At 39.4% G+C, this 23881-nt stretch carries 22 protein-coding genes, 1 tRNA gene and 3 pseudogenes; 9 read left to right on the forward strand and 17 right to left on the reverse strand.

Going from position 1 to position 23881, the window contains the following annotated elements:
* The coding region (locus PR709_RS10400) for a class I SAM-dependent methyltransferase (RefSeq protein ID WP_272514038.1) at window positions 1-661 on the reverse strand (661 nt) is incomplete at its 3' end.
* Window positions 654-2696 carry an oligopeptidase A gene (gene prlC / locus PR709_RS10405; RefSeq protein WP_004916007.1) on the reverse strand — a complete coding sequence of 681 codons (2043 nt, stop codon included), beginning with the start codon at window positions 2694-2696 and terminating at the stop codon, window positions 654-656. The genes PR709_RS10400 and prlC, both read right to left, overlap by 8 nt.
* 256 nt (window positions 2697-2952) lie before the next feature.
* Between prlC and PR709_RS10410 the strand changes: the two genes are divergently transcribed.
* A tRNA-Sec gene (locus PR709_RS10410) sits at window positions 2953-3047 on the forward strand.
* Window positions 3048-3240: 193 nt separating this feature from the next.
* Window positions 3241-3306: pseudogene (locus PR709_RS19585) on the forward strand (hypothetical protein); the annotation flags it as partial.
* A gap of 77 nt (window positions 3307-3383) precedes the next feature.
* Here PR709_RS19585 and PR709_RS10420 read toward each other — a convergent pair.
* From PR709_RS10420 to PR709_RS10445, 6 genes and pseudogenes are all read right to left on the reverse strand, one after another.
* A pseudogene (locus PR709_RS10420) lies at window positions 3384-3479 on the reverse strand (transposase); the annotation flags it as partial.
* Window positions 3480-3728: 249 nt separating this feature from the next.
* Complete coding sequence (locus PR709_RS10425; protein ID WP_004926185.1) at window positions 3729-5099, reverse strand: class-II fumarase/aspartase family protein; 1371 nt, start codon at window positions 5097-5099, stop codon at window positions 3729-3731.
* 14 nt (window positions 5100-5113) lie between these two features.
* A complete protein-coding gene (locus PR709_RS10430) occupies window positions 5114-6670 on the reverse strand; it encodes a PTS transporter subunit EIIC (RefSeq protein WP_004926187.1) in 1557 nt (518 codons plus the stop codon).
* Between the two features lie 471 nt (window positions 6671-7141).
* Window positions 7142-7882 carry a MurR/RpiR family transcriptional regulator gene (locus tag PR709_RS10435; protein ID WP_004926190.1) on the reverse strand — a complete coding sequence of 247 codons (741 nt, stop codon included), beginning with the start codon at window positions 7880-7882 and terminating at the stop codon, window positions 7142-7144.
* Window positions 7883-7925: 43 nt separating this feature from the next.
* On the reverse strand, window positions 7926-8405 hold the full coding sequence (locus tag PR709_RS10440; protein WP_014657106.1) for a cold-shock protein: 480 nt from the start codon (window positions 8403-8405) through the stop codon (window positions 7926-7928).
* Between the two features lie 322 nt (window positions 8406-8727).
* Window positions 8728-9357: a TetR/AcrR family transcriptional regulator C-terminal domain-containing protein gene (locus tag PR709_RS10445; RefSeq protein WP_004926195.1), complete on the reverse strand. Its 630-nt coding sequence runs from the start codon at window positions 9355-9357 to the stop codon at window positions 8728-8730.
* Between the two features lie 128 nt (window positions 9358-9485).
* Here PR709_RS10445 and PR709_RS10450 point away from each other — a divergent pair, with 128 nt between their 5' ends.
* Both PR709_RS10450 and PR709_RS10455 read left to right on the forward strand, forming a co-directional pair.
* Complete coding sequence (locus tag PR709_RS10450) at window positions 9486-10568, forward strand: HlyD family secretion protein (RefSeq protein ID WP_004926198.1); 1083 nt, start codon at window positions 9486-9488, stop codon at window positions 10566-10568.
* Window position 10569: 1 nt separating this feature from the next.
* On the forward strand, window positions 10570-12087 hold the full coding sequence (locus tag PR709_RS10455) for an MFS transporter (RefSeq protein WP_004926203.1): 1518 nt from the start codon (window positions 10570-10572) through the stop codon (window positions 12085-12087).
* A 15-nt stretch (window positions 12088-12102) separates the two neighbouring features.
* Here the strand turns inward: PR709_RS10455 and PR709_RS10460 are convergent, their stop codons facing one another.
* The 9 genes from PR709_RS10460 to PR709_RS10500 form a co-directional block, all read right to left on the reverse strand.
* Entirely contained in the window at window positions 12103-12540 is a 438-nt protein-coding gene (locus PR709_RS10460) for a YbaY family lipoprotein (protein WP_004926206.1), read from the reverse strand.
* A gap of 17 nt (window positions 12541-12557) precedes the next feature.
* Window positions 12558-12986: a winged helix-turn-helix domain-containing protein gene (locus PR709_RS10465; RefSeq protein WP_004926207.1), complete on the reverse strand. Its 429-nt coding sequence runs from the start codon at window positions 12984-12986 to the stop codon at window positions 12558-12560.
* A gap of 330 nt (window positions 12987-13316) precedes the next feature.
* On the reverse strand, window positions 13317-13817 hold the full coding sequence (locus PR709_RS10470) for a hypothetical protein (RefSeq protein WP_004926210.1): 501 nt from the start codon (window positions 13815-13817) through the stop codon (window positions 13317-13319).
* Window positions 13795-14445: a hypothetical protein gene (locus PR709_RS10475; protein ID WP_004926211.1), complete on the reverse strand. Its 651-nt coding sequence runs from the start codon at window positions 14443-14445 to the stop codon at window positions 13795-13797. The genes PR709_RS10470 and PR709_RS10475 overlap by 23 nt, the downstream gene beginning before the upstream one ends.
* Window positions 14423-14977, reverse strand: a complete 555-nt coding sequence (locus PR709_RS10480) for a hypothetical protein (RefSeq protein WP_004926214.1) — start codon at window positions 14975-14977, stop codon at window positions 14423-14425. The genes PR709_RS10475 and PR709_RS10480 overlap by 23 nt, the downstream gene beginning before the upstream one ends.
* Window positions 14961-15722 (reverse strand): type III secretion system inner membrane ring lipoprotein SctJ, encoded by a 762-nt coding sequence (gene sctJ / locus PR709_RS10485; RefSeq protein ID WP_004926218.1) that lies wholly within the window; start codon window positions 15720-15722, stop codon window positions 14961-14963. The genes PR709_RS10480 and sctJ overlap by 17 nt, the downstream gene beginning before the upstream one ends.
* Before the next feature lie 3 nt (window positions 15723-15725).
* A complete protein-coding gene (gene sctI / locus PR709_RS10490; RefSeq protein WP_014657099.1) occupies window positions 15726-16025 on the reverse strand; it encodes a type III secretion system inner rod subunit SctI in 300 nt (99 codons plus the stop codon).
* 51 nt (window positions 16026-16076) lie between these two features.
* The gene (locus PR709_RS10495) at window positions 16077-16418 is read right to left on the reverse strand and encodes a type III secretion apparatus needle protein (RefSeq protein WP_004926220.1); all 342 of its coding nucleotides are present in this window, start codon (window positions 16416-16418) and stop codon (window positions 16077-16079) included.
* Between the two features lie 11 nt (window positions 16419-16429).
* Window positions 16430-17632, reverse strand: a complete 1203-nt coding sequence (locus PR709_RS10500) for a PrgH/EprH family type III secretion apparatus protein (protein WP_004926223.1) — start codon at window positions 17630-17632, stop codon at window positions 16430-16432.
* Window positions 17633-17828: 196 nt separating this feature from the next.
* Between PR709_RS10500 and PR709_RS19590 the strand changes: the two are divergent.
* The 5 genes and pseudogenes from PR709_RS19590 (at window position 17829) to PR709_RS10530 (ending at window position 23879) form a co-directional block, all read left to right on the forward strand.
* A pseudogene (locus PR709_RS19590) lies at window positions 17829-18605 on the forward strand (helix-turn-helix domain-containing protein).
* On the forward strand, window positions 18595-20283 hold the full coding sequence (sctC, locus tag PR709_RS10515) for a type III secretion system outer membrane ring subunit SctC (protein ID WP_004926229.1): 1689 nt from the start codon (window positions 18595-18597) through the stop codon (window positions 20281-20283). The pseudogene PR709_RS19590 and the gene sctC overlap by 11 nt, the downstream one beginning before the upstream one ends.
* Window positions 20274-21398 (forward strand): type III secretion system gatekeeper subunit SctW, encoded by a 1125-nt coding sequence (sctW, locus tag PR709_RS10520; protein ID WP_004926232.1) that lies wholly within the window; start codon window positions 20274-20276, stop codon window positions 21396-21398. Before sctC ends, sctW begins: the two co-directional genes overlap by 10 nt.
* Window positions 21391-23460, forward strand: a complete 2070-nt coding sequence (locus tag PR709_RS10525) for an EscV/YscV/HrcV family type III secretion system export apparatus protein (RefSeq protein ID WP_004926235.1) — start codon at window positions 21391-21393, stop codon at window positions 23458-23460. Before sctW ends, PR709_RS10525 begins: the two co-directional genes overlap by 8 nt.
* Window positions 23461-23471: 11 nt before the next feature.
* Window positions 23472-23879: a type III secretion system protein gene (locus PR709_RS10530; RefSeq protein WP_014657096.1), complete on the forward strand. Its 408-nt coding sequence runs from the start codon at window positions 23472-23474 to the stop codon at window positions 23877-23879.
* Window positions 23880-23881 lie beyond the last annotated feature (2 nt).

The raw sequence follows: 23881 nt of genomic DNA on the forward strand, positions 1-23881 counted from the left end.
CCACGACACGACGTTTAGCTAAGGCTAAAGCGGGTGCCAATAAAGAATCGGCATCATCATCAGCCCCTACCAATGATTGAAAAACACGCATCTCTTTTTTGACTAATGCACTTTTTTGGCGGTGTGGGTACATTGGGTCGAGATAAATAACATCAGGCGGTGTTGTGATATTGGCTAATGCAGTAATACTCGAGGCATGGATTAACGACATACGTTGTTTTAGCCACTCGCCAATTTCGCTATCTTGATAACCACGTTGTAGTCCATCATCTAACAGCGCGGCAACAACAGGATGACGTTCAAACATACGTACCTGACAACCTAGCGCCGCTAACACAAAAGCATCACGCCCAAGACCAGCAGTCGCATCAATTACATCGGGTAAATAATCTTTTTTGATCCCAACAGCTTTGGCAACAGCTTCACCACGGCCGCCACCAAATTTACGTCGGTGCGCCATTGCCCCTGAAACAAAATCGACAAAAATCCCCCCTAGTTTTGGTTCATCCATTTTGCGTAATTGCAAATTCTCAGGTGTCAGAACCAGCGCCATAATGGCATCAGGACAATGGATAAGATTCCATTTTTCAGCAAGTTGAGATAGGGCGCCTTGATCGGCACCCTCTTCACAGATCAATTGGATCTTGATGTGATCAGCCATTGATACCATAGCTCTTCAACATTGCATCCAGCTCAGGCTTACGGCCACGGAAACGTTCAAACAGTACCATTGGCTCTTCTGAACCACCACGACTGAGGATATTGTCGAGGAATGATTGCCCAGTTTCGCGGTTAAAAATACCTTCTTCCGCAAAGCGTGAATAGGCGTCTGCCGCAAGTACATCTGCCCATAAATAGCTGTAATACCCCGCAGCATAACCACCCGCAAAGATATGGCTGAAGGCGTGTGGGAAACGGCTCCATTCAGGTGATGGAACAACGGCTACTTTTTCTTTTACCGCATATAAGGTTGGCATGACTTGCGCGCCTTTCGCTGGGTCATATTCAGCATGTAAGCGGAAATCAAATAAACCAAACTCCAACTGACGCAGAACAAACATGGCAGATTGGTAGTTTTTCGCTGCCAACATGCTATCAAGCATTGCGCGTGGTAATGGCTCACCCGTTTCATAGTGTCCAGAGATAAACTCAAGAGCCTCAGGCTCCCAGCACCAGTTTTCCATAAATTGGCTTGGTAATTCAACGGCATCCCAAGGTACACCATTGATACCCGCAACATCGGCGACATCGATTTTTGTCAGCATATGGTGCAGGCCATGACCAAATTCGTGGAATAGGGTGATCACTTCATCATGAGTGAATAAAGCGGGTTTATCACCAAGTGGTTTGTTGAAGTTACAAGTCAGATAAGCGACAGGGTTTTGTAGCGAGCCATCTTTATGAACCATTCTACCTGCACAATCATCCATCCACGCACCGCCACGTTTGTGCTCACGCGCGTATAGGTCAAGGTAGAAGCTACCGCGCAATGTGTTGGTGTCATCATATAGCTCAAAGAAACGCACATCGGGGTGCCATGTTTCAACATCTTTGCGCTCTTTGGCTGTTAAACCATAAATACGATGAACGACTTCAAACAGACCTTCAATAACACGTTGCTCTGGGAAGTAAGGGCGCAGTTGCTCATCACTCAGTGAGAATTTGTGCTGCTTCTGTTTTTCGCTGTAATAAGCAATATCCCAAGATTCGAGCTTATCGACGCCATAATGTTCTTTCGCAAATGCGGTGAGTTCCGCTAATTCATCCTTACCTTGTTGATGAGCTCGTTCAGCTAAATTGGTTAAGAAGTCTAATACTTGCTCTGGCGATTCAGCCATTTTTGTTGCGAGTGACTTTTCAGCAAAGTTTTTAAAACCAAGCAATTGAGCGAGTTCATGACGCAGTGCCATCAATTCATCGATAAGTTCACTGTTATCCCATTTGCCTGCATTCGGACCCTGATCGGAAGCACGAGTGCTATAGGCATAACTCATCTCGCGGCGTAGCTCAGCGTTATCTGCATAAGTCATTACAGGTAAGTAACTTGGCATATCCAGAGTGAGTAAATAGCCTTCTTCACCTTTGGATTCAGCCATTGCTTTTGCTGCCGCGATAGCGCTTTCAGGCATACCAGCCAGTTCGCTTTCATCTTTAATTAATTTGGTCCAGCCCATTGTCGCATCAAGGACATTGTTGCTGAATTTAGAGGCGATTTCTGACAAACGGGCAACAATTTCACCGTAGCGCTGTTGTTTTTCAGGTGGTAGACCAATGCCTGACAATTCGAAGTCGCGCAGCGTATTTTCAATCGATTTTTTCTGGGATTGGCTGAGTGAAGCAAATTGTGCACTATCTTTTAGGGATTTATACGCCAGATAGAGAGGTTCATGTTGGCCCATCCAAGTGCTGAATTCAGAGAGTAATGGTAGGCATTTTTCATAAGCTTCACGCAGTTCTGGGCTATTTTTGACGGAATGAAGGTGCCCAACGGGTGACCATACACGGGATAGTTTATCGCTTGCTTCTTCAAGCGGTTGGCATAGGTTATCCCAAGTATATTGATGAGTGGCTGACAGGATATTTTCGACAGTTTGGCGATATTCAGTCAGGACTTGTTGAACCGCAGGAAAGACGTGATCAGGTTCAATTTTAGTAAAATGAGGTAGTACAGAATCGGTTAATAATGGGTTTGTCATATAAACATCCTGTGATAGCAGGCTTGCGCTCGTAGGCCAAGGCTTACTGTATTGACAATAAGTTAAACGGCTGACCCTCAACTTAACGAAAGCAGCACGCCACTGTGAATATGTAAAATTATATGGGGGCGGAAATGAAAACCTCAATACAAGATAACGTTTTTTGTGCTTAATCTTTATCAATAAATGTGACTATTTGATTTCATAGGCTTTGGAAAATAGAGTATTCGGGCTATAATCAAGCCTCTACAGATAAGGAAGATCGTCGTCTCCGGTGAGGCGGCTGGATTTCAAATCCAGTTGGGGCTGCCAGCAGTCCCGGGCAGGTTCGACTCCTGTGATCTTCCGCCACTCAAGTTCAATACACCGCCACAAAAATCAGTTAATCCCTCAAATATCAACTATTAATCCACTTTCAATTTAACGGATGCCAGCTCAGCTCACCCCAAATCAATAGGATTGTGGGGGCATATGAGGTGCCCCAATGACATAAACCGCCCGTCAGGTAGAGGCTGCAAAGCCTAAAGAGAAGCCATATAAACTCTTTGATGGTGGTGGCTTATGCCTTGAAGTTACAACGAAAGACTCATGCTACTGGAGAATGAAGTAGCCTTTAGTGGTAAAGAAAAAGATTCGCTTTTGGTGTATTGCCTATCGTGACGCTTGCTGAAGCGCGTGAAATATGAAACCCATTTGGCGACAGATATCTTCGACTTTCATACCTGAATCAGCGAGTTTTAAAATATTAACGATTTGAGTTTCAGTAAAACGAGCTTTTTTCATCATGACCTCTGCAATTTTAGGGCAGAAACTCTAATTATCGCTGTCTTATTTTAAGGGAAGTGGACATATATGGATGGGTGCAGGGAAATGTGTGGTGGTATGTGGATTACATGGACAAGCGTTTGAATAATATAGCCAGTGTGAATTTTAAGTGATGATTGGCCATCTTTATCTATAAATATAAAGATGGCCATATCTATTAGAAATTTAAATAATATTTAATATATTATTTATTATTAACATTATGGTTTATTTATAATGTTGTTGAATCTTTTGCGCAGTAGCAAATCCACGTTTTGCTTCTTTCTCGGCAATTTCAACAGACAAACCAATATAAGCTCGAGGGTCTAACATTTCTTTGATTTCATCATTGCTAAATGCCGCGGAAATGATCTCATTCTTAGTTAAGTTAGTATAAAAATCCTCACCATCAGCAGCGGTTTTAATCGCTTCCTCATAGAGTAGTGAGTGAGCTTTATCTTTACCCAATTTTTCAGCCATCTTCATCATAACGTATTCAGTATTATCTAATCCTTTATTTCTGAGGACGTTATGTAGCATTCTTTCTTCATGAGGCACAATCGTTCTAGACAGCTCTTCAGTTCTCAACAAGATCTCCGTGGTAAGCTCTAATGCTTCTTCAATCAAGCCATCAAACAACATGTATGAACTGCTATCCCCTTCATATGGTCTCACCGCAGAGTACATACCCACACTTGGCAAGGAATATAATTTCTGTGAGTTAGCAATGATCCCTTTGGCTAATTTAGGGTTAATTTTATGTGGCATGGTACTGCTACCCACGGTGCCTTTAGTAAACCCTTCCGAAACCTCAGCGATTTCTTCCAATGTTGTGCTATAGACTTCTTCACCAATTTTATGGCAGATGTTAGCCATCAACGCTAAGTTAGCCATATATTCTAATTTATGGGTACTCAGGTTTCTTGATGGTACTTCCATCGCTTCCATGCCCACTAATTCGGCAACTCTTTTTTGTACCTCTAAACCTACACCTGGCATGGAGTTAAATGCCCCAACAGCGCCGCCCATCATGATAGTAAATACACGCTTTTCACACTCTTGCATACGCTGATAACAGTCAATGAAGTCACTGATCCAGACAGAAACCTTATATCCATAGGTAATCGGGATCGCATGGCGACCATGGGTCCTTCCCGGCATGACCATCGATTTGGTTTTCAATGCTAAATTAGATAAGTTTTCAATGATCTCGCCGAGCAGCAGCATAAACTTATGATGTACCGTCTTCATCATATACAGCTGTGAACTTTGTTGTATATTCTGCGTGGTAATTCCATAATGAATATATTTACCGCTCTCTTCGGAACAAGCATTCACCAGTACTTTTAAAAAAGGTACAAAGCCATGACCGATTTTTTGATAAATACGGTTCATTTCTTCGAAATCAATATTCTCGATAACTGCTTTTTCTTTAATTTCATCCGCTGCCGATTGAGGAATAAAACCAAGTTCGGCTTGAGCCTGAGCTAGCATTGATTCAAACATTAACCAAGTTGAATATTTGGCTTCATTCGATAACAGGTCTTTTATTCCACGGTCATCAATAGTTTTACTTTTAGAATCGTATAACGCTCTCATTTTGTATCCCTTCTTTATTTCTTCATTGCTTCATCAACAGCATTACGAACAAACTCAACTTTTGGACCATAGACAACATGGACATGGTTTGCCGATGGGAAGAAGAATGCAGTACAACCAGACTCCAACATTAAATCTTTATCAATTTGATTCACTTCTGCGACGTCAATACGCATACGGGTAATACAGTTATCAACATTACGAATGTTTTGTTTTCCACCTAATGCATTGATCAATATTTCTGCAACCTCGCCATAACGCTTTTCTTTAATTAAGGTATTTTTCAAATTACTTGATTCTTCTCTGCCCGGTGTTTTGATATCAAATTTGATGATTGCCCAGTAGAAGATAAAGTAAGTGACAACAGCTAAACAGCTTCCGATAATCACTAAGAAGATCCAGTTCGTATGTTCATACAGCAAGCCAAAGATAGTGAAGTCAAATATTGTTCCCCGGATATAGCCGATTGCAACACCCGCTAAAGAAAGTAGAACTGCACCAATCCCAACAATGATTGCATAAACTAAATATAAAAGAGGTGCGATAAAGACGAAGGTAAATTCTAACGGTTCAGTCACGTTACCTAATATGGCGGTTAATACCATGGTAACTAACATTGATTTAACTTCAGCACGATTCTCTTTTTTGGATGTTTTATAGATGGCTAAGGCAATAGCAGGGAATAAGAACAAGGTCACTAACATCTGCTGTTGAGCCATAAAACGTGTCAGGCTTGGCATCATTGCCCAGTATTCACTGTTTGGTCCTTGTTTGAATAACACTTCCGTCATTGCAGGAACAACACCGACAAAAGTTTGCCCATCAATAACGTAAGAGCCGCCTGCTTCTGTAAATCTAAATAAAACGTTCCAAACATGGTGTAAGCCAAATGGAATAAAGAGTCGTTCACCACCTGCCGTAAAGAATGGTCCGACTGGGCTGAGGATCACGGCTGATAATTTCATCAAGCCAAGAACCAAAATTTCCCAAATAAAAGGTAAGACTGCACCCACTGCGATCATTAAACCAATCATAATAATCGATACTGATTTTTTACCTGAGAAGAAGGCAAATGCAGTCGGTAACTCAAGGTTATAGAATTTATCGGTGGCCCAAGCAGCAATTAACCCAGTGATTATCCCGCCCGCGGCGCTAATATTCATGGTTTGTATGCCTAACACCTTAATTTGCCCAACCTGAGTCATAACGGCAGGATCCGCAAGCTTACCTGTCAGTACTAGCCAGACATTAATGGTTATGATTAATGTTAGGTAGCCAACGACAGAGGCAAAAACAGCAATGCCTTTATCTTTTAAGCTCATGCCATAAGCCACCCCCATTGCGAAAAGGAGCGGGATATTGTCAAAAATAACACCTGCAATTGAACGGATACTGACTAATAACGCATTAACGGTTTCATTCCCCAGAAAAGGAAACCGAGCTATCATATAGGATTGAACTAAAGCACCGCTGATACCCAAAATCATACCAATGGGTGCCAAAACACCGATTGGAAGAAGTAAGGTTCTCCCAAAACGTTGAATTGATTCACCGAACTTTTTTTTGGCCATATTTTTTTCCTTATGACTTCGAATATAAAATATATTCTAAATAATTCGAGGTGCAGCTAAGCGACAAGCCAAAAAATCGTTATGCGCTTAGAAAACGCTGCAACTAGAAGTATGACGAGTATAAAAGGGATACTAGCACTGGAGATCGAGTAAAATAAATGATGTTTCGGTTTTAAATATTATCTTAGGTCATTAATTATGACCTAGGTCATTTTATTTTTTCCAATATGAGAGGAAATTATTCTAAATAATGTAGGAATAATATTGTTGCTCACATTAAATAATGGTTAAAATTATTTAAGTTAAGTGGATATAATAAACAATACATAGGCATTTCTTTAGATGAAAAAATTTTAATTTAACTTTATTTATACTTTAGTGATTCGAGATATAGATAAGTAACAAATCAACGTAGTCACCATACTTTAACGAGAAGCATTGCAGTTTGAAATATGACGAGTACAGATTATTTTAAAGCAAATACTCCAATTCATTGATCAATAAATCAACTAAAATAAAAAAGCCAGTTCTGGACTTGGTATCATCGATCTTAGTGTCATAACTATCTGAAAAACAAAATAGAGTATTGTCTGCATAGCTGGTAAGCTCATTGGTATGAAATGCTGTCATACTAATGATATTTGCCTCTTTTAACTGGACAATTTTCGCTGTTTCAATGATTTTTTTTGTTCCCCCAGACAGAGAAATAAAAATCACGGTATCGTCCTTGGTCACTAAGCGTGTGAATGAATCCGATAGGTTGTAATCATTAATAAAAAAGCAATGTAGCCCCAGTGCAAACAGCATATGTTCAAGATAAAAACCTACTGCTTTACTCGTTCCCCTAGCAACGATAAAAATATTCCTAGAATGACGTAATGTTTTGGCACAATTAGCAATTTGCTCCTCATTTATCAATGTAAAGCTTTTATTAATGTTTCTTTCTAGTTGTTTTTTGTAGGATGACGGGTTTATTTTTTCTGTTTTATTTTTGCTGAGAATATAATTATTAATTTGAAATTTAAGCTCTTTAAAACCACTAAACCCTAATTTTTGCGATAAGTTAATGATCACCGTTTTTGAGACAAAGGTTTTAGCCACTAATTCATTAATATTTAAATAAGGGATATCAGTAATATTATCGGTAAGATATTTTAATACTTTTTTTTCGCTAATTGTTAAGTTATCGTAATTTTTTAAAAATTCCAACATACCTTACCGCCCTATTCAGTATAAAAACAGCATCAAAAACCGGTCATTTGATCAATTTTACCGTTTCATCAATATCTATTTCATCTTCTGAGAAGATCAGCGTTGTGCCATGTAACGTGGTGATCGCCAATTTTTTTAATGAGCGCATATCACCCGCTTTAATGTCTGATTTTGGCCTAATATTATTCATTAAAGCGCCTACAGATAATACAGCATTTTCTTTATTAATTCCTGTATCAGCAGGTACTTCTTCACTGTAAACCACATAAGACTTGATGGATGTCAGCTTAATACGTTCACCAGCAATATAAATATACTTGCTTTCAGGTATTACTTTAACCGCGTAAGCCGATAACCCTTTATTATTTGTTGTTGGCTCAAAGGTGACTGCTGCATTTTTCTTAATCAGATCAGGGTTGGCGACCTTAATCACATGAAAATAGCGGTTATCGCCGTTTTCATCTTTGATAAACCCAAAACCTTTGTCTTCAAACCACGTTGTGATTGTTCCATTCATCGCCATTACCGCCCATTCAATTATTTCATTACAGACTGCAGTATAAAGCACAATGATAGTGCAAACTATGCCTTTAATTTAGCTTGTTACCTAAATTAGTTATTATATGCGAAATAATTTGAGGTGCAGCTAAGCAACTCATTGGCGCCTAACATACCAGTAAGTAACATAACGTATTTTAAATAATCAAAATAGATAAATTATCAACTTGCTATACTGGTTTGGCGGGTTTTTTGTGATTTGATTTTAAGTTATATCGATATTTTTTAGCGGCTGGTATTTTGTAATACCGCCGCCTGCTTTTGGCATTTAATGAATTTTTTGGGAATTATTTCAATGTTCCTAAGCCACCAATGATGAGGTTTAGCCCGTCTATAAAGCGTTGGTCATAGTTATCAGAAAACAATGTTGCTTTAGCTTCCCATGTATATGGGTACTTATCATTCGATAATTTATTGAATTCATTTAATTTTTCTTGTAGATCATTGCCGTTAGAAAAGAGAGCCGCTTGCTGCTCAATACAGCACCCTAAAATAAAATAGAACACGGTCATGGTGCAGCTTGCTGCTTTGTCGGCGGACATTCCTGACTGTACGAATGTTTTGATTAATGCGTTATTAATTCGTAATACATTATCTGAAATTGCATAGGTCCCAGCGAAAACACGGGCGCCATCTCTGTGTTGTAAGAGCGCTTTTCGTAACTGAGTTGTGATCTTCAGTAAATTAGATTTCCAATCATCACTATCGCACTCATTGAGTGCAACCTCCGCAACAATGTGATCTGCCATGCCTTCGACCAACGATAACTTATTGCTGAAATGCCAATAAAGTGAAGCGGCTTTGATATTCAGTGCGTCCGCAAGCTTGCGCATCGTTAATCCATCAATACCTTCTGTTTCTAAAAGTTGAAGCGCGGTCTCAAGTATTTGTAATCGTGTGATTTTTGGAGTTTTCATAAATAATTCTCATTTAGCTCTTTATTCCCTAACAATGTTAGTTTAACATATTTATCCAACCTAACAATGTTAGATTGCGGGTGTTATTTATTGCGTTGCCAATCGGTGTAAGTATAGAGGTCCATAGAATGACGACAAATGAGACTAAACAATTTTCAAGAAAAATCATTGGATTAACACCTTGGGTTAGTCTGTTGTGTGTCGGCGTATTAGTTGCTATGACGACCCTCAATTGGGATCGGTGGCAAAGTAATCGACGCTATCAAGAATCGAATAATGCCTACATTAAATCGGACTCTGCAATACTGAAATCAAGAATGACGGGGTATATCTCACGTATTTTGGTGGAGGATTATCAATATGTCCGTGAGGGAGACGTGATTGCAGAAATTAACAACCAAGAGGAGTTGTTAAATCAACAGATTGCTAAAGCTAACTATAAAAAAGCACAGCAGCAACTCAATAATCTTGCGGATGAAATTAAAGAGTATGACCTGACCATTGAAAAATTATGGAACCGTTATAAAGCAGCAGGTATTGAGGTTTCTCAAATGCAGCGTAGTCCTTTACTGCGTAAAGAATTAATTAAAAGTGGGGCGATCACTTCTCAAAATTACCTTGATGCGAACTCAGATTTACAGCGGTTAATAAAACTGGAACAAGCCGCAAAAGCCGAATGGGAGCAAGCAAAACAATCGAAATTACTCTTAGCTCAACAAGAGAATATTCGTCTTGCAGAGCGTGATATTGCCTTGGCCAATTATCAACAAGCAAATACGCAAATTTCGTATGCGACGATTACTGCACCTTTTGATGGGCAATTAAATAAAATTAAGCTGAATGTAGGAAGTTTGGTAACACCAGGCACCGAAATTGTCACCGTCACACCGCGTTCACAGCCTTATGTCATTGCTCATTTAAAAGAAACCCAATTAAAAAATGTCCAGTCGGGGCAGTCTGTGGCCATTTCAGTGGATGCTTTTCCTGATATGAAATTTAGTGGCGTAGTGCGTGATATTGGAGCACAAAGTAGCGGAGAGTCCGCTTTAATTCCCGCAGATAATAGCAGCGGAAATTTTACGAAGGTCGTCCAAAGGATCCCTGTTTATATCAGTTTATTATCAGAGCAATCGGCGATAGATAAGTTGCGTCCGGGTATGTCGGTCATTGTGAATATTGATACTCAGAGTACGCAGTCACAAGGAGACTGAGATGAGATTAGCAATATTGCAAAATAGCAAAGAAACTAATCCACTTTTTGTTGTGATATCCGTATTTATCGGCGCGATATTGTCGACGTTATTTGTACGCATGTTCTCTTTATCACTGGCGGATATTCGAGGCATTTTTGGGTTAGATGTACAAGAAGGCACATGGATTAATGTCTCTTTAAACGCTGCGCAATTAATCAGCATGACATTGACGCCTTGGTTTATGGTCGTGCTGGGTGCCGAAAAAATATTAATGAGTACCAGTGCCGTATTGTTGGTGAGCTTTCTCTCTTTTCCATTAATAGGGGAAGGTGGGGATCTATTTACTGCATTAGTCTTGATCCATTTTGTTATTGGTTTTTGTTTAGGTGTGTATTTACCGATGACAATTTCATTGGCTTTACGAAACCTACAACAGAATGTCTGGTTAATCGTTATGGCCGCGTATAGTTTGCGCGTCTCTTTGGGGATGGATGCGGGGGTCGGAATTTCAGGATCTTTTATTGAAATTTTTGGCTGGCAATGGATGTATTGGGTCTGTGCTTGTTTTGCCTGTTTAATATTTATCTTTGCATGGAAGGGAATGCCATTAGTCGGAATTAACCATGATTTTTTGGCCCAAACAGATTGGGGAGGCATGGCGCTGAAAAGTGTCAGTTTGGTTCTACTGTATATTGGTGTTGTGCAAGGTGAAATGTTGGGTTGGTATGATTCAGGCTTGATCACCGCTTGCTTAATCGCGAGTGTGGCTCTTTTTGCTATTTTTATTATTCGTGCATTCTCTTTTAAGCAGACTTTTGCTCACCCCAGCTGGTTAATGAATAGAAATTTATTTCTTTGTTTTGTCGTTTCCTGTTTATACGGCTTTTTGATGCTAGCAAATTCGCTGTTTATTCCCTCATTTTTAATCACAATTGGGGGATTAAAACCTCACCAGATAGGCGAAGTGACGAATATTGCTTTTATTTCATACCTATTGTTTAGCCCGATCGCAATTTGGTTAGCTAGACGAGTGGACTCGCGGTTATTAATGATCATCGGTGTGTCTATTATTGGTGGCGCGAGTCTATTGGGAATGCAGGTTGATTATCAGTGGCGAGTTGATGAATTTATTCCATTAATGATCATGCAGTCTTTTGGGGAGTGCTTGGTGCTCATTGGCTTAATTGCTTCTTTTGTGGTCAATATTAAGCCGCAAGATGCATTAAATTTAGGCGCCTACATTTCTATTGCGCGCGTATTGATGCCTGCAATAGCAGGCGCATTAATGAACACTTATTTACGAATCTCTTTTGATGAACACTTTGAGACAAAAAGAGCTTTTATTCAGACTGGGGAGCAGAAATTACCCACAATGGATAGCGTGAATATGAGTTTGTCTCTTATCAGTAGAGAAGCTCATGTTGGCTCATTCATTGATGGCTTCGCCATTACATTAATGGTTGTTATCATAGTATTAACCTTATTAATGTTTATAAAACCCGCACCAGAGAATAACATCGTCCCTGGGGGGAAATAAAAAATGACAGATGATTTATTGGTTCGCGACAACGGTCAGTGAAATTTTATCAGTATTATTTTTAGGGAATGGGCTAATTTGCTCGGTCATCATAATTAGCTCATTATTCTTTTCTACCCTTGCACTAATACCTAAGTTGTTTTTTCTAATAATTATGTCTGGAGGGAGTGCAACACTAAATGCAATAGTGCGTCCAGTCTCTTTAGTTTTAAACTGAAAGTTATCATTTTTAGTATTTTCATTATCATTTTGTTGTAATGGTGAAAATGACAGAGTAATAATCGATTCATTTGGTATATCAATATTTTTGGAATAAATATTACCTTGTAAACTCATTGCGTTTTCTTTATTACTAAGGTTATGCGGTTTTTTCACACAACCAGATAGAAAAAAAGCGAGAATAAATAAAAATATTGATGTTTTTAATCTTTGTTTATAATTCATAATCTTCATATTGATACTCTTTATCTTTATAAGATAGTGCGATTAAATACTTTTTGAAAGAAACATTGAATATATGAATAAACCCCTTTCTTTTGGTGGTTGAATAGCGCATGGCTAGCCTCCGATTTAGTGCCCGTATAGAGGATGCCGACTCTAGGCAGCGTCATAATTAGGTTTTCATCAAGCTCCATTTTTTTGAAAGAGAGGCGTAATTGTCTGACTAATTTGTAATAACTACTTTCAGTCACAATTGTTCCACGTTTTTCCCAGATCTCATACATAATTTCTCGTTTACTGCTGGTTTTATTCAGTAATAATTTCAATAAGCATGATTCATTCTCTGAAAGATTAATCGTTTTCTTCCCCCGAGACAGGGTTCGCTTAAGTGGGTCATAAACAACATGTTCAGATAAAATAATAAGAGGTTCTTGTTCAATTTGTTCAGTATTATTCATATTATTTTCCGTAAATATAATTTCATCGACAAGTTATTCTTCCATATCCTAACGTTCAATACGTCGTGCCACAATATAAAAAAACGACACACTATAAGATATTTATAAAAAAAAGACGATTTTTAATAAAAACTCTCTGTTTTTTTATGATGACTTAATTTATAACTTTACGACGCGCTATATATATCAATTTTGTATATTGATTTTTTATATTTTTCTATGGAATGTTTTGGGTTAAGACTTAACATAAAAATAATATATTAAGTCTATGAGAAGGTGGGGATATTAAAAGGAGTGACGCTTTAAGTGTGCTATAACGAATTTAATTGATTAATAAAATTTGAACTCATCATCTTGGTCACCCTCTAGACTAATACTACTGATACTATCATTCATCTGGTTGATAAATGGCTGAGTCATCAGGTTAGTTGCATTAACTCGATATAAGGTTTTTTCAAATGTTGCTTTGAGTTGTTCTTGATCAGCAAATGCGTCGGGAGTTTTTAGTCGTTGCATTGCTCCAGTAATAAACCGCTCTTTTGCTTCATTCGTTGAGTTGGCGAGTTTTTTATACAAGACCAAAAAATTGGCTCTGCGCGCTTCGTTATTTGTGTCATCAATTTTTAATTGACTTAATAATTGATTGATCTCGGTATGTTCAGCATCAGTTAATACAATATAGCGCTCTTGAGATGCTGTCGGTTTGACGGTGGTAGATTTTGTGTGCCACGCATCACTCACTTTGGTTGTAATATTGGGGCGATTCGAACCTGTTGATATTTTTTCATTCATTCCTACGTTGAGTCTATTAAGCGTTAGTGGGGATATCATTACAATCTCCTTGTTCGATCAAAGCCATGATATGCTGATAGGCTGATTTTCTCTCTGCTAAAATTTGGCAGCGGGCTGAGACGGATAATATTTGAGGCAAAGTCTGCTCGGCGGCAATCGTCGGGGAAAAATGAATGACTTCATTACCTATTTCTAAAGCAATATTCCCCTCTACACTGGGTAAGATTTTTAGACCCGCCTCGATATGGTTAAACATGTTTTGTAACCTATCAGGTAAATACAGTGTGATGGGGCGTCGCTCTTGTTGCTGAATGAGGTATTTAGCAATGATTTCTTGTAAGTGTGGATCATGAAAAAGCGCAGAAAGTTGCTGCAATAACGTTTCTTGGCTTTGATTCACGGCTTGTTGATAGCACTTTTCGCTGATCTCAATGCTTTCAATTAATTTAGACAGGAGCTGTTTTAAGCCATCAGAGTAGCCTTGCTGATAGGCAATTTTGTGAATATGTTCCACCTGTTGCTGAGCTTGTTGATAACGCTCTGTGGCTTGCTGTTGAGCTTGTTGTTCAATCTGTTTCACATAGCGAAACGCACGAGTAGCATGATGTTTAATCAATACTTTTTCACATGCGGTTTGTTGGATATCAGGCTGTATTTTTTCTGACATAACGGCAAGTTTCTTCAATGATATTCCAAGGTAGCATCGCGTTAAACGATGAAGGGATTAGCGCTAACGTTTGATTGCTGAACATATATTTTAACCTCTCGGTATAGGCACGCCCGAAGGGAGTGATATAGGCGAAAAGTTGTTCAGCCCCAAGCGCAAGTAAATGTTGGGGAGTCGGGCTTTCTCTATCAGTGCACTGCCAGAGTGGGTCACTGTATTTGTGGCGTAAGTCGGAAAAAGCCGCCAACTCTCCCCACCAAGGCAGCGCGCCTGAATGTAAAATAGCCCCTAATCCGAGAGCGACTTTTGGGAGTTGATTCCACTCCATCGACAAAATACGAGGTAGCCGTGCCGTTGTGCTATCAGGCCAAGGCAAAAGATACTGTTGGATCAACTGCTGGTTATGCAGTTTTTTTAACGTTGCAGGTAATCGATGATAATCAACATCACTGTATTCTAAATGGAAATAACTCCCCGGCGCTAAGAAGATATCTGCTTGCAGAAGTGGATGAATATTATGCAATAGTGTCATCGATTTTTGCCTCTATAGCGGCCTTGTCTTGATCATCTCTATTTTTCAATGATTGCTGGCGGTGCCAAAGGAATATGGCTAGGCCAAGAACAGCGGCTCCCCCGAGCGTCAGTATGGCAACCCAAATAGGATTAAATATTGATTCAGGTTCAGTGCGAATTTGATGCTGTAAAGGTGGGCGGCTGACAATCACCACAGAAACATTGTCATAATTGGTTTCTGCAAAGCTACTGGTTAGGAATAGTTTGATTTTATTCATCATCAATTTCGGGTCTTCATTACCAGAGTAGGTCACTAAACTAGACACTTTTTGCGTCTGCTTAGTCGGGGTATTACCATTCAGAGGGTAACTGACATGCACCCTCGCATTAACAACATCAGGGATCGTTAATAGAGATTGCTCTAAGCGTTGTTCAATCAAGGAGAGCAGTCGAGTGCGTTCCGCCTGTGGTGAAGCAACCAGCGAGTCTCCCGGGAAAGCCTGAATGATCTCCACAGGGTCTTTAGACGGTAAGTTATATTGACGTAATAAATCTACGGCGATCACAAAGTCACGCGGCGATACCTTTATAGAATCCCCTTGTTTATTATCTTGTTTACGTGAAGCTTCAACGCCATGCTCTTGTAAGATGGCTAGGACTTCATTGCTCTGGCGTTGGCTAAGATGACTGAGTAAGAGTTGGTTATCACACCCAGCCAATAACCCGACGAAGGTAATTAGGATTAATTTCTTCAATGTATTCATGACTTATTGGGCTTTTAGTAGAGTATCAATAGCACCTGTGGCTTTATGGGTGAGGGTCGACACAAAATTGAGGCCTAAACTGTATTGGGCGATTGAATTTTGCATATTCATCACATCAATGGGATTGCTAACATCTATGGTATCGGCTTGGTGAAAAAGGGCCTCTTTTTTATTTTGTACTTCAACAGAATATTGTGCATAAAGAGATCTAACCGTACTTTCAAGAGATTGAGTCGATACGCTGTCAGTAGTATTATCTAACATCATTGACATGAAAACGGATCGATTAATAGGCTGTATCATCATAGGCTCCTAAAAGGTAGAGCACCCACAAAGCGATGCTCTATTGTGAAATTAAACGTTACGGATAATGGCTTGAGCGGTATCTTTAATGGATTTCATTAAGTTGCTTTGTAACTGTCTTGCCATATTGTAGCTACCACTTAAAGCGGTAATTTTTCCGAGAGTCAGTGGGTTATCGACTTCTAACTTTACCGTCTTACCATCAGGTGTTGTCGTCTTACCATCAAGTATGTCTTTTAATTCATCGGCGAACTCTTTGGCTCGGTTACTGACATTCGCACTACTGCGATACATCATTCCCCAGTTTTTATCACCAGCCACCGGCGTTTCGAATGCGGATGACTCCCAATTACCCGTGTCTTTATTAATACCTAGAATACCTGAATCTGACATATATCACCTCATTAATTAATTGTGTTTGAATTAAACGACCAATGGTTATGGCCTAAAATAATAAAACCCTGATCGTTACGGATAAATGATTTCCCTGTTAGTTGATTCGTTGCCAGAGAAATTGAAAACTGAATATGCTGATTTCCCCATTGATTAATAAATTGATCCGCGAGCCGAACAGTAGACGATATCTGTTTATCATCCAAACTTCCTTGAACAATAAATATGGTCATATTATCTTTATCAACTCGTTTCCACGGAACGTTACTTTCTGTTAATCCTATTTCCGCCTTTTTTATCAGTTCGTCTAAATTGACGGTCAAAATTTCACTGTTTTTATAGCAGCCAAGATAACCTTTCATAATATTATTAATGATTTTTTCATCCTTAGTGGTTACCTGTTTATTGGCTTTTCTAACAATAGGGTGACAAGGATTACTTAAATCAATCTTTAATAAACTCGGTACGTTTTCGGAAATTTTATTCTCAATTTCACTTTCCAACTGAGCTATTTTTGTTATCTGATACTTTTCAGAATAATGCTCTTTTCTTAGGCGTTGAATACTCCAGTCGACGTCACGCTGATTTCGCACTAAAATTAAGGTTTCACCTTGCTGGTTCAGAGTCACAATGATGGGATAATGGCTGCCTTGTAGAATGTTTTCGACAGTGTTTATCTTTTTTAAAGAATTATTTCCAGAGTAGTATTGAATAACTAGAATTATTGAAAAAATAGTTAAAACAAATAGCCCAAAGAAAATAAAATTTTTCTTGGTTAATTTGGATTCCAGCATAGGTTGACTGTCATTTTCAATACAAATTTCAGGTAATGCAGGCTCACGAGTTGATAGGTTCCATGGTGCATCAATTGGTTTTATTGCAATAGGAAATGTGTCGGCCAATATTAATTCTTGAAAGGGGATAGGAATAGACTTTGATTTCATACCATCATTGATATGAAGATAAAATATTGGTTCATCGGCATCATTGATATGATCATTCGAACCATCCTCTGTTGTGATAGCTAGTTCGTAATGTATTGATTCACTAGGGATATAGTAAGTCATAAGCCCATCATTATCGACCTCTGTGTGGTATTCAACATTCGGGTCAATAACAATCAAATGAGCGTCAGCAGTTAACATTAGCTCATGTCCATTCATGGGGCCGCTAGCAATTTTCATTATACAAGCGCGGCTATTTGTATCTTTCATAAAGTAAATTCCAATGACAAGAAATTGGCGCTAGTAAAACTGATAACTGCATTTCCGTCAGTAGAATTTATCTTAATCATTCTGACCTATTATGTTAGATATCGAGTATGAGTTATTCCGGATTATTCCTTTGTGCCATGATGCATTTTCCGCCATTTTAGCGCTATTGATTCTCTTTAGATAAAGTAGAAACATCATGGTGAATACAAATATTGCGGCATTACTTGAAAATAAAGAAGGCTGCTTCTCTTTACAAGACAGCTTAGTTTTAGCGATACCTAACGCTGAGGAAACAGCGTTAATTTTTCATTCTCCCTATTCGGGTAAAAAAGTAGAGGTAATGGGGCAATCTTTATTTGTATTCCCATCATCAGATATTACTTCTATTAATAAAAAGGGCTGGTTTATTCATTCAATGCTACTTTCTGAGGTCATTGAAGTTCTTGCTGTTATTGATACCGCAATGGGGCAATCATTTCTTGCAGAAAACGAAATAACCTCATCAGATAATAAAGAAGATGAAGTTATTCATCTATCAAGTGATATTTTTTCCGAATATTCAATAAAGAATATTGTTATTGATTTGATTATTCAACGGCAACCTCAGTTTTATTCATGATGCAATATATTAAGGCGCTATGAAGCATACGGCATTATGCGTTTTTTACTTTCTGCCGCCGAAAAAGATAAAAATGCCAATATTAACCAGCTATGTGCAAGGTATGGCGTGTCGGCTTCTTATTTTAGGCAGCTATATCGAGAAAACTTTAATAAAACAGCAAAAAGAAAAATTATGAGTGTGCGAATGGCGTCAGCCATTTTGAAATTAATTGAAAGCGATAATTCAATACTTGATGTTGGGTTGGAAGCGGGTTATTGCTCCGCATCGCATTTTACTAACGATATTAAAAAAGAGCTAGGGTTAACTCCCTCTGATATTAGGCACCTTGGAGCAAAATTATATGAGCAGTAAAAGAGGCGGAGTGATCTTATTGTCACTCTTTTTACTGAGTGTGGATCATAGTTTAGCGCAAACGACAGTAATCACAGCAGAGCCGGTTAAACAAGAAATGGGTCAGGAGACCTTTGTCGCCAATAATATTGCGGTAGGAAAAGTGTTTGATTCTATCGCTGAGCGACTGAATAAGCCGATTATTCTCAGCAAACTTGCGGCACAAAAACGCATTACAGGTAATTTTAATTTAGCGAATGCCGATGAAATGTTTAAAGCATTAACTCGCCGTATTGCGCTGGTTTGGTATGACGATGGTGCAGCGATTTATGTTTATGATAATAGCGAAATGCGTAGTGCAATTATTCCGATGAATAATGCCAGTAGCCAACAAGTCCTCAATTATATTAAGAAAAATGGGATTTACGACCCGCGTTTTCCTGTCCGTACTCAAGGGGAAAATAGCCTGCTATTTGTTTCTGGGCCACCGTTATATGTTGAATTGATAAAAGCCGCTACGTTGTATCTTGATGAGCAGGTTAAGCAGGAGTCGTTATCTGGGGGGGAGTTGGCAGTGATCCCCGTAAAATATGCTTCTGTGACAGATAGAAACTATGCGTTGCGCGGTAATAACATCACGGTGCCGGGCATGCTGTCAGTTATCAGTGAGCTATTCAAAGATACGCCGACCGGCGCCGTACCGACGCAAAAAATAACTCCCAAAGAGAAGGTTGGAGATGATATTGATGCCTTGATGGATGCACCCATCGGTGAAGCTTCTGAGTCTCTAGCGACATTTAGTCACTCTTCATCATCAAATGTGCCTTTTTCTTTGGTGGCTCACCCTGATAGTAACAGTCTAATTGTTAAAGGTTCCCCTGAACAAATTCGTTATGTTCGCCAACTGGTTAGAACGTTAGATACGCGTCGCCGCCAAGTTGAGCTATCACTGTGGATTATCGATATCACGCGTAGTGAATTGGATAATTTAGGCGTCAATTGGGAAGTTGGCACGATTAATACGGGGAACACGGCATTTTCTTTTAATCGCAGCACGTTATCAAACAGTACGGATTTTCTGTTACGCGTTGATGCCTTAAGCAAAAGCGGTAATGGCCATATTGTTTCTCGTCCTGTTCTGCTAACCCAAGAGAACATTCCTGCCTTATTTGATAACAACACCAGTTTTTATGCCAAGTTACAAGGGGAACGTATTGCCACCTTGGAGCAAGTCACTTACGGCACCATGGTGAGTGTGATGCCGCGTATTTCATCTGGTCATCAAGTTGAGATGGAAGTGAATATTGAAGACGGCGGTGAAAAACAATCAAAAAGTGGTGAGGTTTCGAATGTGGAAGGCCTTCCATCTGTTAATCGTACGACTATCAATACGGTTGCGCGTATTGCGCAAAATAGCAGTTTATTAATTGGGGGATACACCCGAGAACAAGTGGTTGAAAATGAAAGTCATATTCCTTTATTGGGGGATATCCCACTGATCGGCGGCCTCTTTAGTCATACCTCCGTTAATAAGCAAAAAATGGTGCGATTGTTTTTGATCCAACCGCGTTTATTGGACGAAAACGAAGTATGGGATGGGCGTCAGTTCTCGGAAAATCAGCGTATTAAAGAACAAAACGGGCAGTTGCACAGTACCGTTAAATTTTTGAAAACCTATATGGAGCAACCATGGCAATAACGCCTTTGGGCTTTGGTTCCCGCATAGTCAGCAGTTCACATGAAAAGAGTCGATCATCAAAAACCAGTGATGATTCGGACGAAGTATTGCGCGGTCAAGGGGTTATCGATAGTGCTGGGGAATATGCCTCAATGTCGATGTTGGCGGCGAGCCATGTAAAAAAAAGTGGCTCTAAACAAGGAGAAACCGAAGATTGGATGCAATTTGCTGAGCGCATCCTTGATGAGCATGCTGATGAAACCATTTTACATGTTGAAAGTGCGCTTAATCGGCAGTTTATGACTCCTAAAGAGCTAAGAGCATTTTTATTGCGCTTTTTTGCCGACCCTAGCGATTTGTTAATGGCGCTTGCGGCCTTAATCAATCGAGGGAAATTGAAGGCTGAGCAACTCGAACAACTAAAAGAGCTGGAGCAACAACTTAACGCTGAGGATAGCGATAGAAGCACTCAAGCGGGGATAAATATTGCACTGGTTGCGAAGGCGTTTGCGCAAAAAATTAAGCAATCCGCAGGGAACTTACGCATGTTATATCGTGAGTTTCTTAGTTATGACGGCCCTGTAGTTTATCTATATGAGCAGTGGGTTGAGGAGATGGAAAGCCAAGAGCGCGAAAATATTATGCGTTATTTAAGCAGAGCGCTGGCGTGTGATCTACAAGCCCTGCCATTGGGCGATATTAATATTAGTGAATTTGGTGATTATTTTCTCCGTGTAGGGCGGTTACGTGAATTGCAGTCACTTGAGCATGTGTTCACCCAACAATTTTTCCAATCGGGGCTTTTTCGGCAGCACAGCCAACTGATTAATTCTGAGTTTGCTAAAAAGCTCAGTCAGCTCTTTACCAGTGGTATTCGTAGCCAAGCGCAATTTGAAGAGAATTTGTTGTTATTTATTTCATCACAGTTAGGGGCGATGAGCACGGACTTACGGGCGCGTTTTTTACAATTATTAATTTTGGCATTTGGAACAATACCCACCGCAATTTTTCAATCATTGGAAGCACGAGAAGAGCTGCTCAATCAATTGAAAATATATATGGACTATGTGAAGGCACAAGAGGAAATCATGATGCGCAACGGTTTGCTAAATAAGGAACAGAAACCGCATGAATAAATTTACGGGATTTCTTTTGGCGATCCGCAATCGCCCAGAATTGATGGTCTTAGTTATTATGGTGATGGTCATCGCCATGCTGATTATTCCATTACCAACAATATTGGTCGATTTATTAATTGGCTTGAATATTATGATATCGGTGCTCATTTTTATGAGCTCTTTCTATATTACTCGCATATTAAATTTTCAATCATTCCCTTCTATTTTATTAATAAGCACATTATTTCGTCTCGCATTATCTATTAGCACGAGCCGCTTGATTTTATTGGAGGCTGACGCGGGCGATATTATTGCCACCTTTGGTGAGTTTGTGATCCAAGATAATTTAGTGGTCGGTATGGTGGTGTTTGCCATTGTGACCATAGTGCAATTTATTGTGATCACGAAAGGGTCTGAGCGTATTGCTGAAGTGGCAGCACGTTTTTCCCTCGATGCAATGCCGGGTAAGCAAATGAGTATTGATGCCGACTTACGGGCAGGGGTGATTGATGAATCGACGGTGAAAGAGCGGCGCGGCGACTTAGAAAAAGAGAGTCAATTATTTGGTTCTTTTGATGGTGCAATGAAGTTTATTAAAGGGGATGCGATTGCAGGGATTGTCATTATTTTTGTCAATCTGATCGGGGGAATTTCTGTGGGTGTTGCACAGCAGGGCATGGATATGTCATCGGCTCTGAATACATTCTCACTCTTAACCATCGGTGATGGTTTGGTGGCACAGATCCCAGCACTGCTTATCTCTATTAGTGCAGGCTTTATTGTGACTCGCGTTGGAGGCAATGATAAAAACTTAGGTCAAAATATCGTTTCTGAGTTATTTGCGAATAATTTTACGATTCTTATTACTGCCTTCATCGTTTTATTTATGGGGTTCCTGCCGGGTTTCCCTACCGCTATTTTTCTCTTTTTAGCCTCTTTGCTATCAGTACTATTTTTTGTTCGTTTTTGGAAAACGCGTAAAGAGAAGAATAAGCAGATATCACAAACTGAGCAGGTGAGTGTCGATTCGGAAGTCACCGAAGGGGAAACACAAAGGGAAAATAGCCGTTTTGAGCCTGAATATATTCCTGAAACCTTGCCGATTATTATTTCGGTTAATCAGCAATATAAAAAACAGCTCGAAGAAAAAAACTTTTTGTTTCGTATGAAAAAGGATGTGTTTGTTCGTTATGGTTACCGGATACCCGATATTGCCATTAATTATTCACCTATCGTTCCAGATAACAAAATCATCATTTTAATTAATGAAGTTAAAGCAGGTGAATACGATATCTGTTTCGGTGGATTTCGCTTATTAACCATGAGTGATGAATTGGAATATTTAGGCATAACGCTGACCCATTTTACTGATGAGTATGGCGCAATTAGCTCTTGGTGTGGCAAGCAAGATCACGAACATATTGAACAGCTTGGTTTGATGGTGCGCGATGATGTGACCGAAATGATTGATTGCGTTAGTACACTATTGCTGCGTCATATTAATGAGTTTTTTGGGATCCAAGAAACGAAAAACTTACTAGATGATTTAGAAGGCAAATACCCTGAACTATTAAAAGAGTGCTATCGACACGCGACGGTGCAAAAGGTGACAGAGGTTTTCCAGCGTTTATTAATGGAGAAAATCTCAGTGCGTAATATGAAACTCATTATTGAAACTCTCGTGCAATGGGTGCCAAGAGAGAAAGATAGCTTAATGCTCGTTGAACATGTCAGAACCTCAATGGCGCGCTATATCTCTTCCCGTTTTGCCATTGATGGCCGCTTAAATGTGCTTATGGTGAATTCTGTTTTTGAAGACACCATTCGCCAAGGCATTCGTCAATCTTCTGGGGGAGTCTATTTGCATTTAGAACCAGAAAAGACCAATGAATTAATTCAAGCTGCCGAGCTAGCCCTCGAAAATAGCCATTTATCTATTCGAGATATTAATGTGCTGGTGCCGGTCGATATACGTCGTTTTGTGAAAAAAATCCTTGAAGGACGCTTTCCTGAATTAGAGGTGCTCTCATTTAATGAGGTATCTGAAATGGTGAAAGTGAATATTATTAAGACAATATAAGGAAATTTCTTATGAAATACCGCTTTGTAGAAGCATTAAATACATTTTTAAATTCAATGGGCCGTAGTGATCTAATTAATCCGCAACTCGACTGTCATTCAAATATTCAATTAGAAATGAATGACTCGCCAGCGATTAATATCGATCTTTCTGGTGATGATTTAATTATTTGGTGTCACCTTGCTGAATATAGTCCTGCAAAATTTGATTCAATGGCGCATATGCTACTGAGCATGATCGTGGAATATTCACCTCGCAATTTTCAATTGGGGCAACCGGCATTGAATCTTATTGATAATAGCTTGGTGCTTTCGGCTGTGATGAAAGAGTCAGCCTTAAACGATACTCAACAGTTTGCTGACAGCTTTGAAGAGTTCTTTGAGCGTAGTAATCAATTCCAAACAGTATTAGCTAATTAAAT

Origin of the sequence: Providencia sp. PROV267, assembly GCF_028477825.1 — a bacterium.
In the GTDB taxonomy this organism is placed as follows: Bacteria; Pseudomonadota; Gammaproteobacteria; order Enterobacterales; family Enterobacteriaceae; genus Providencia; species Providencia stuartii.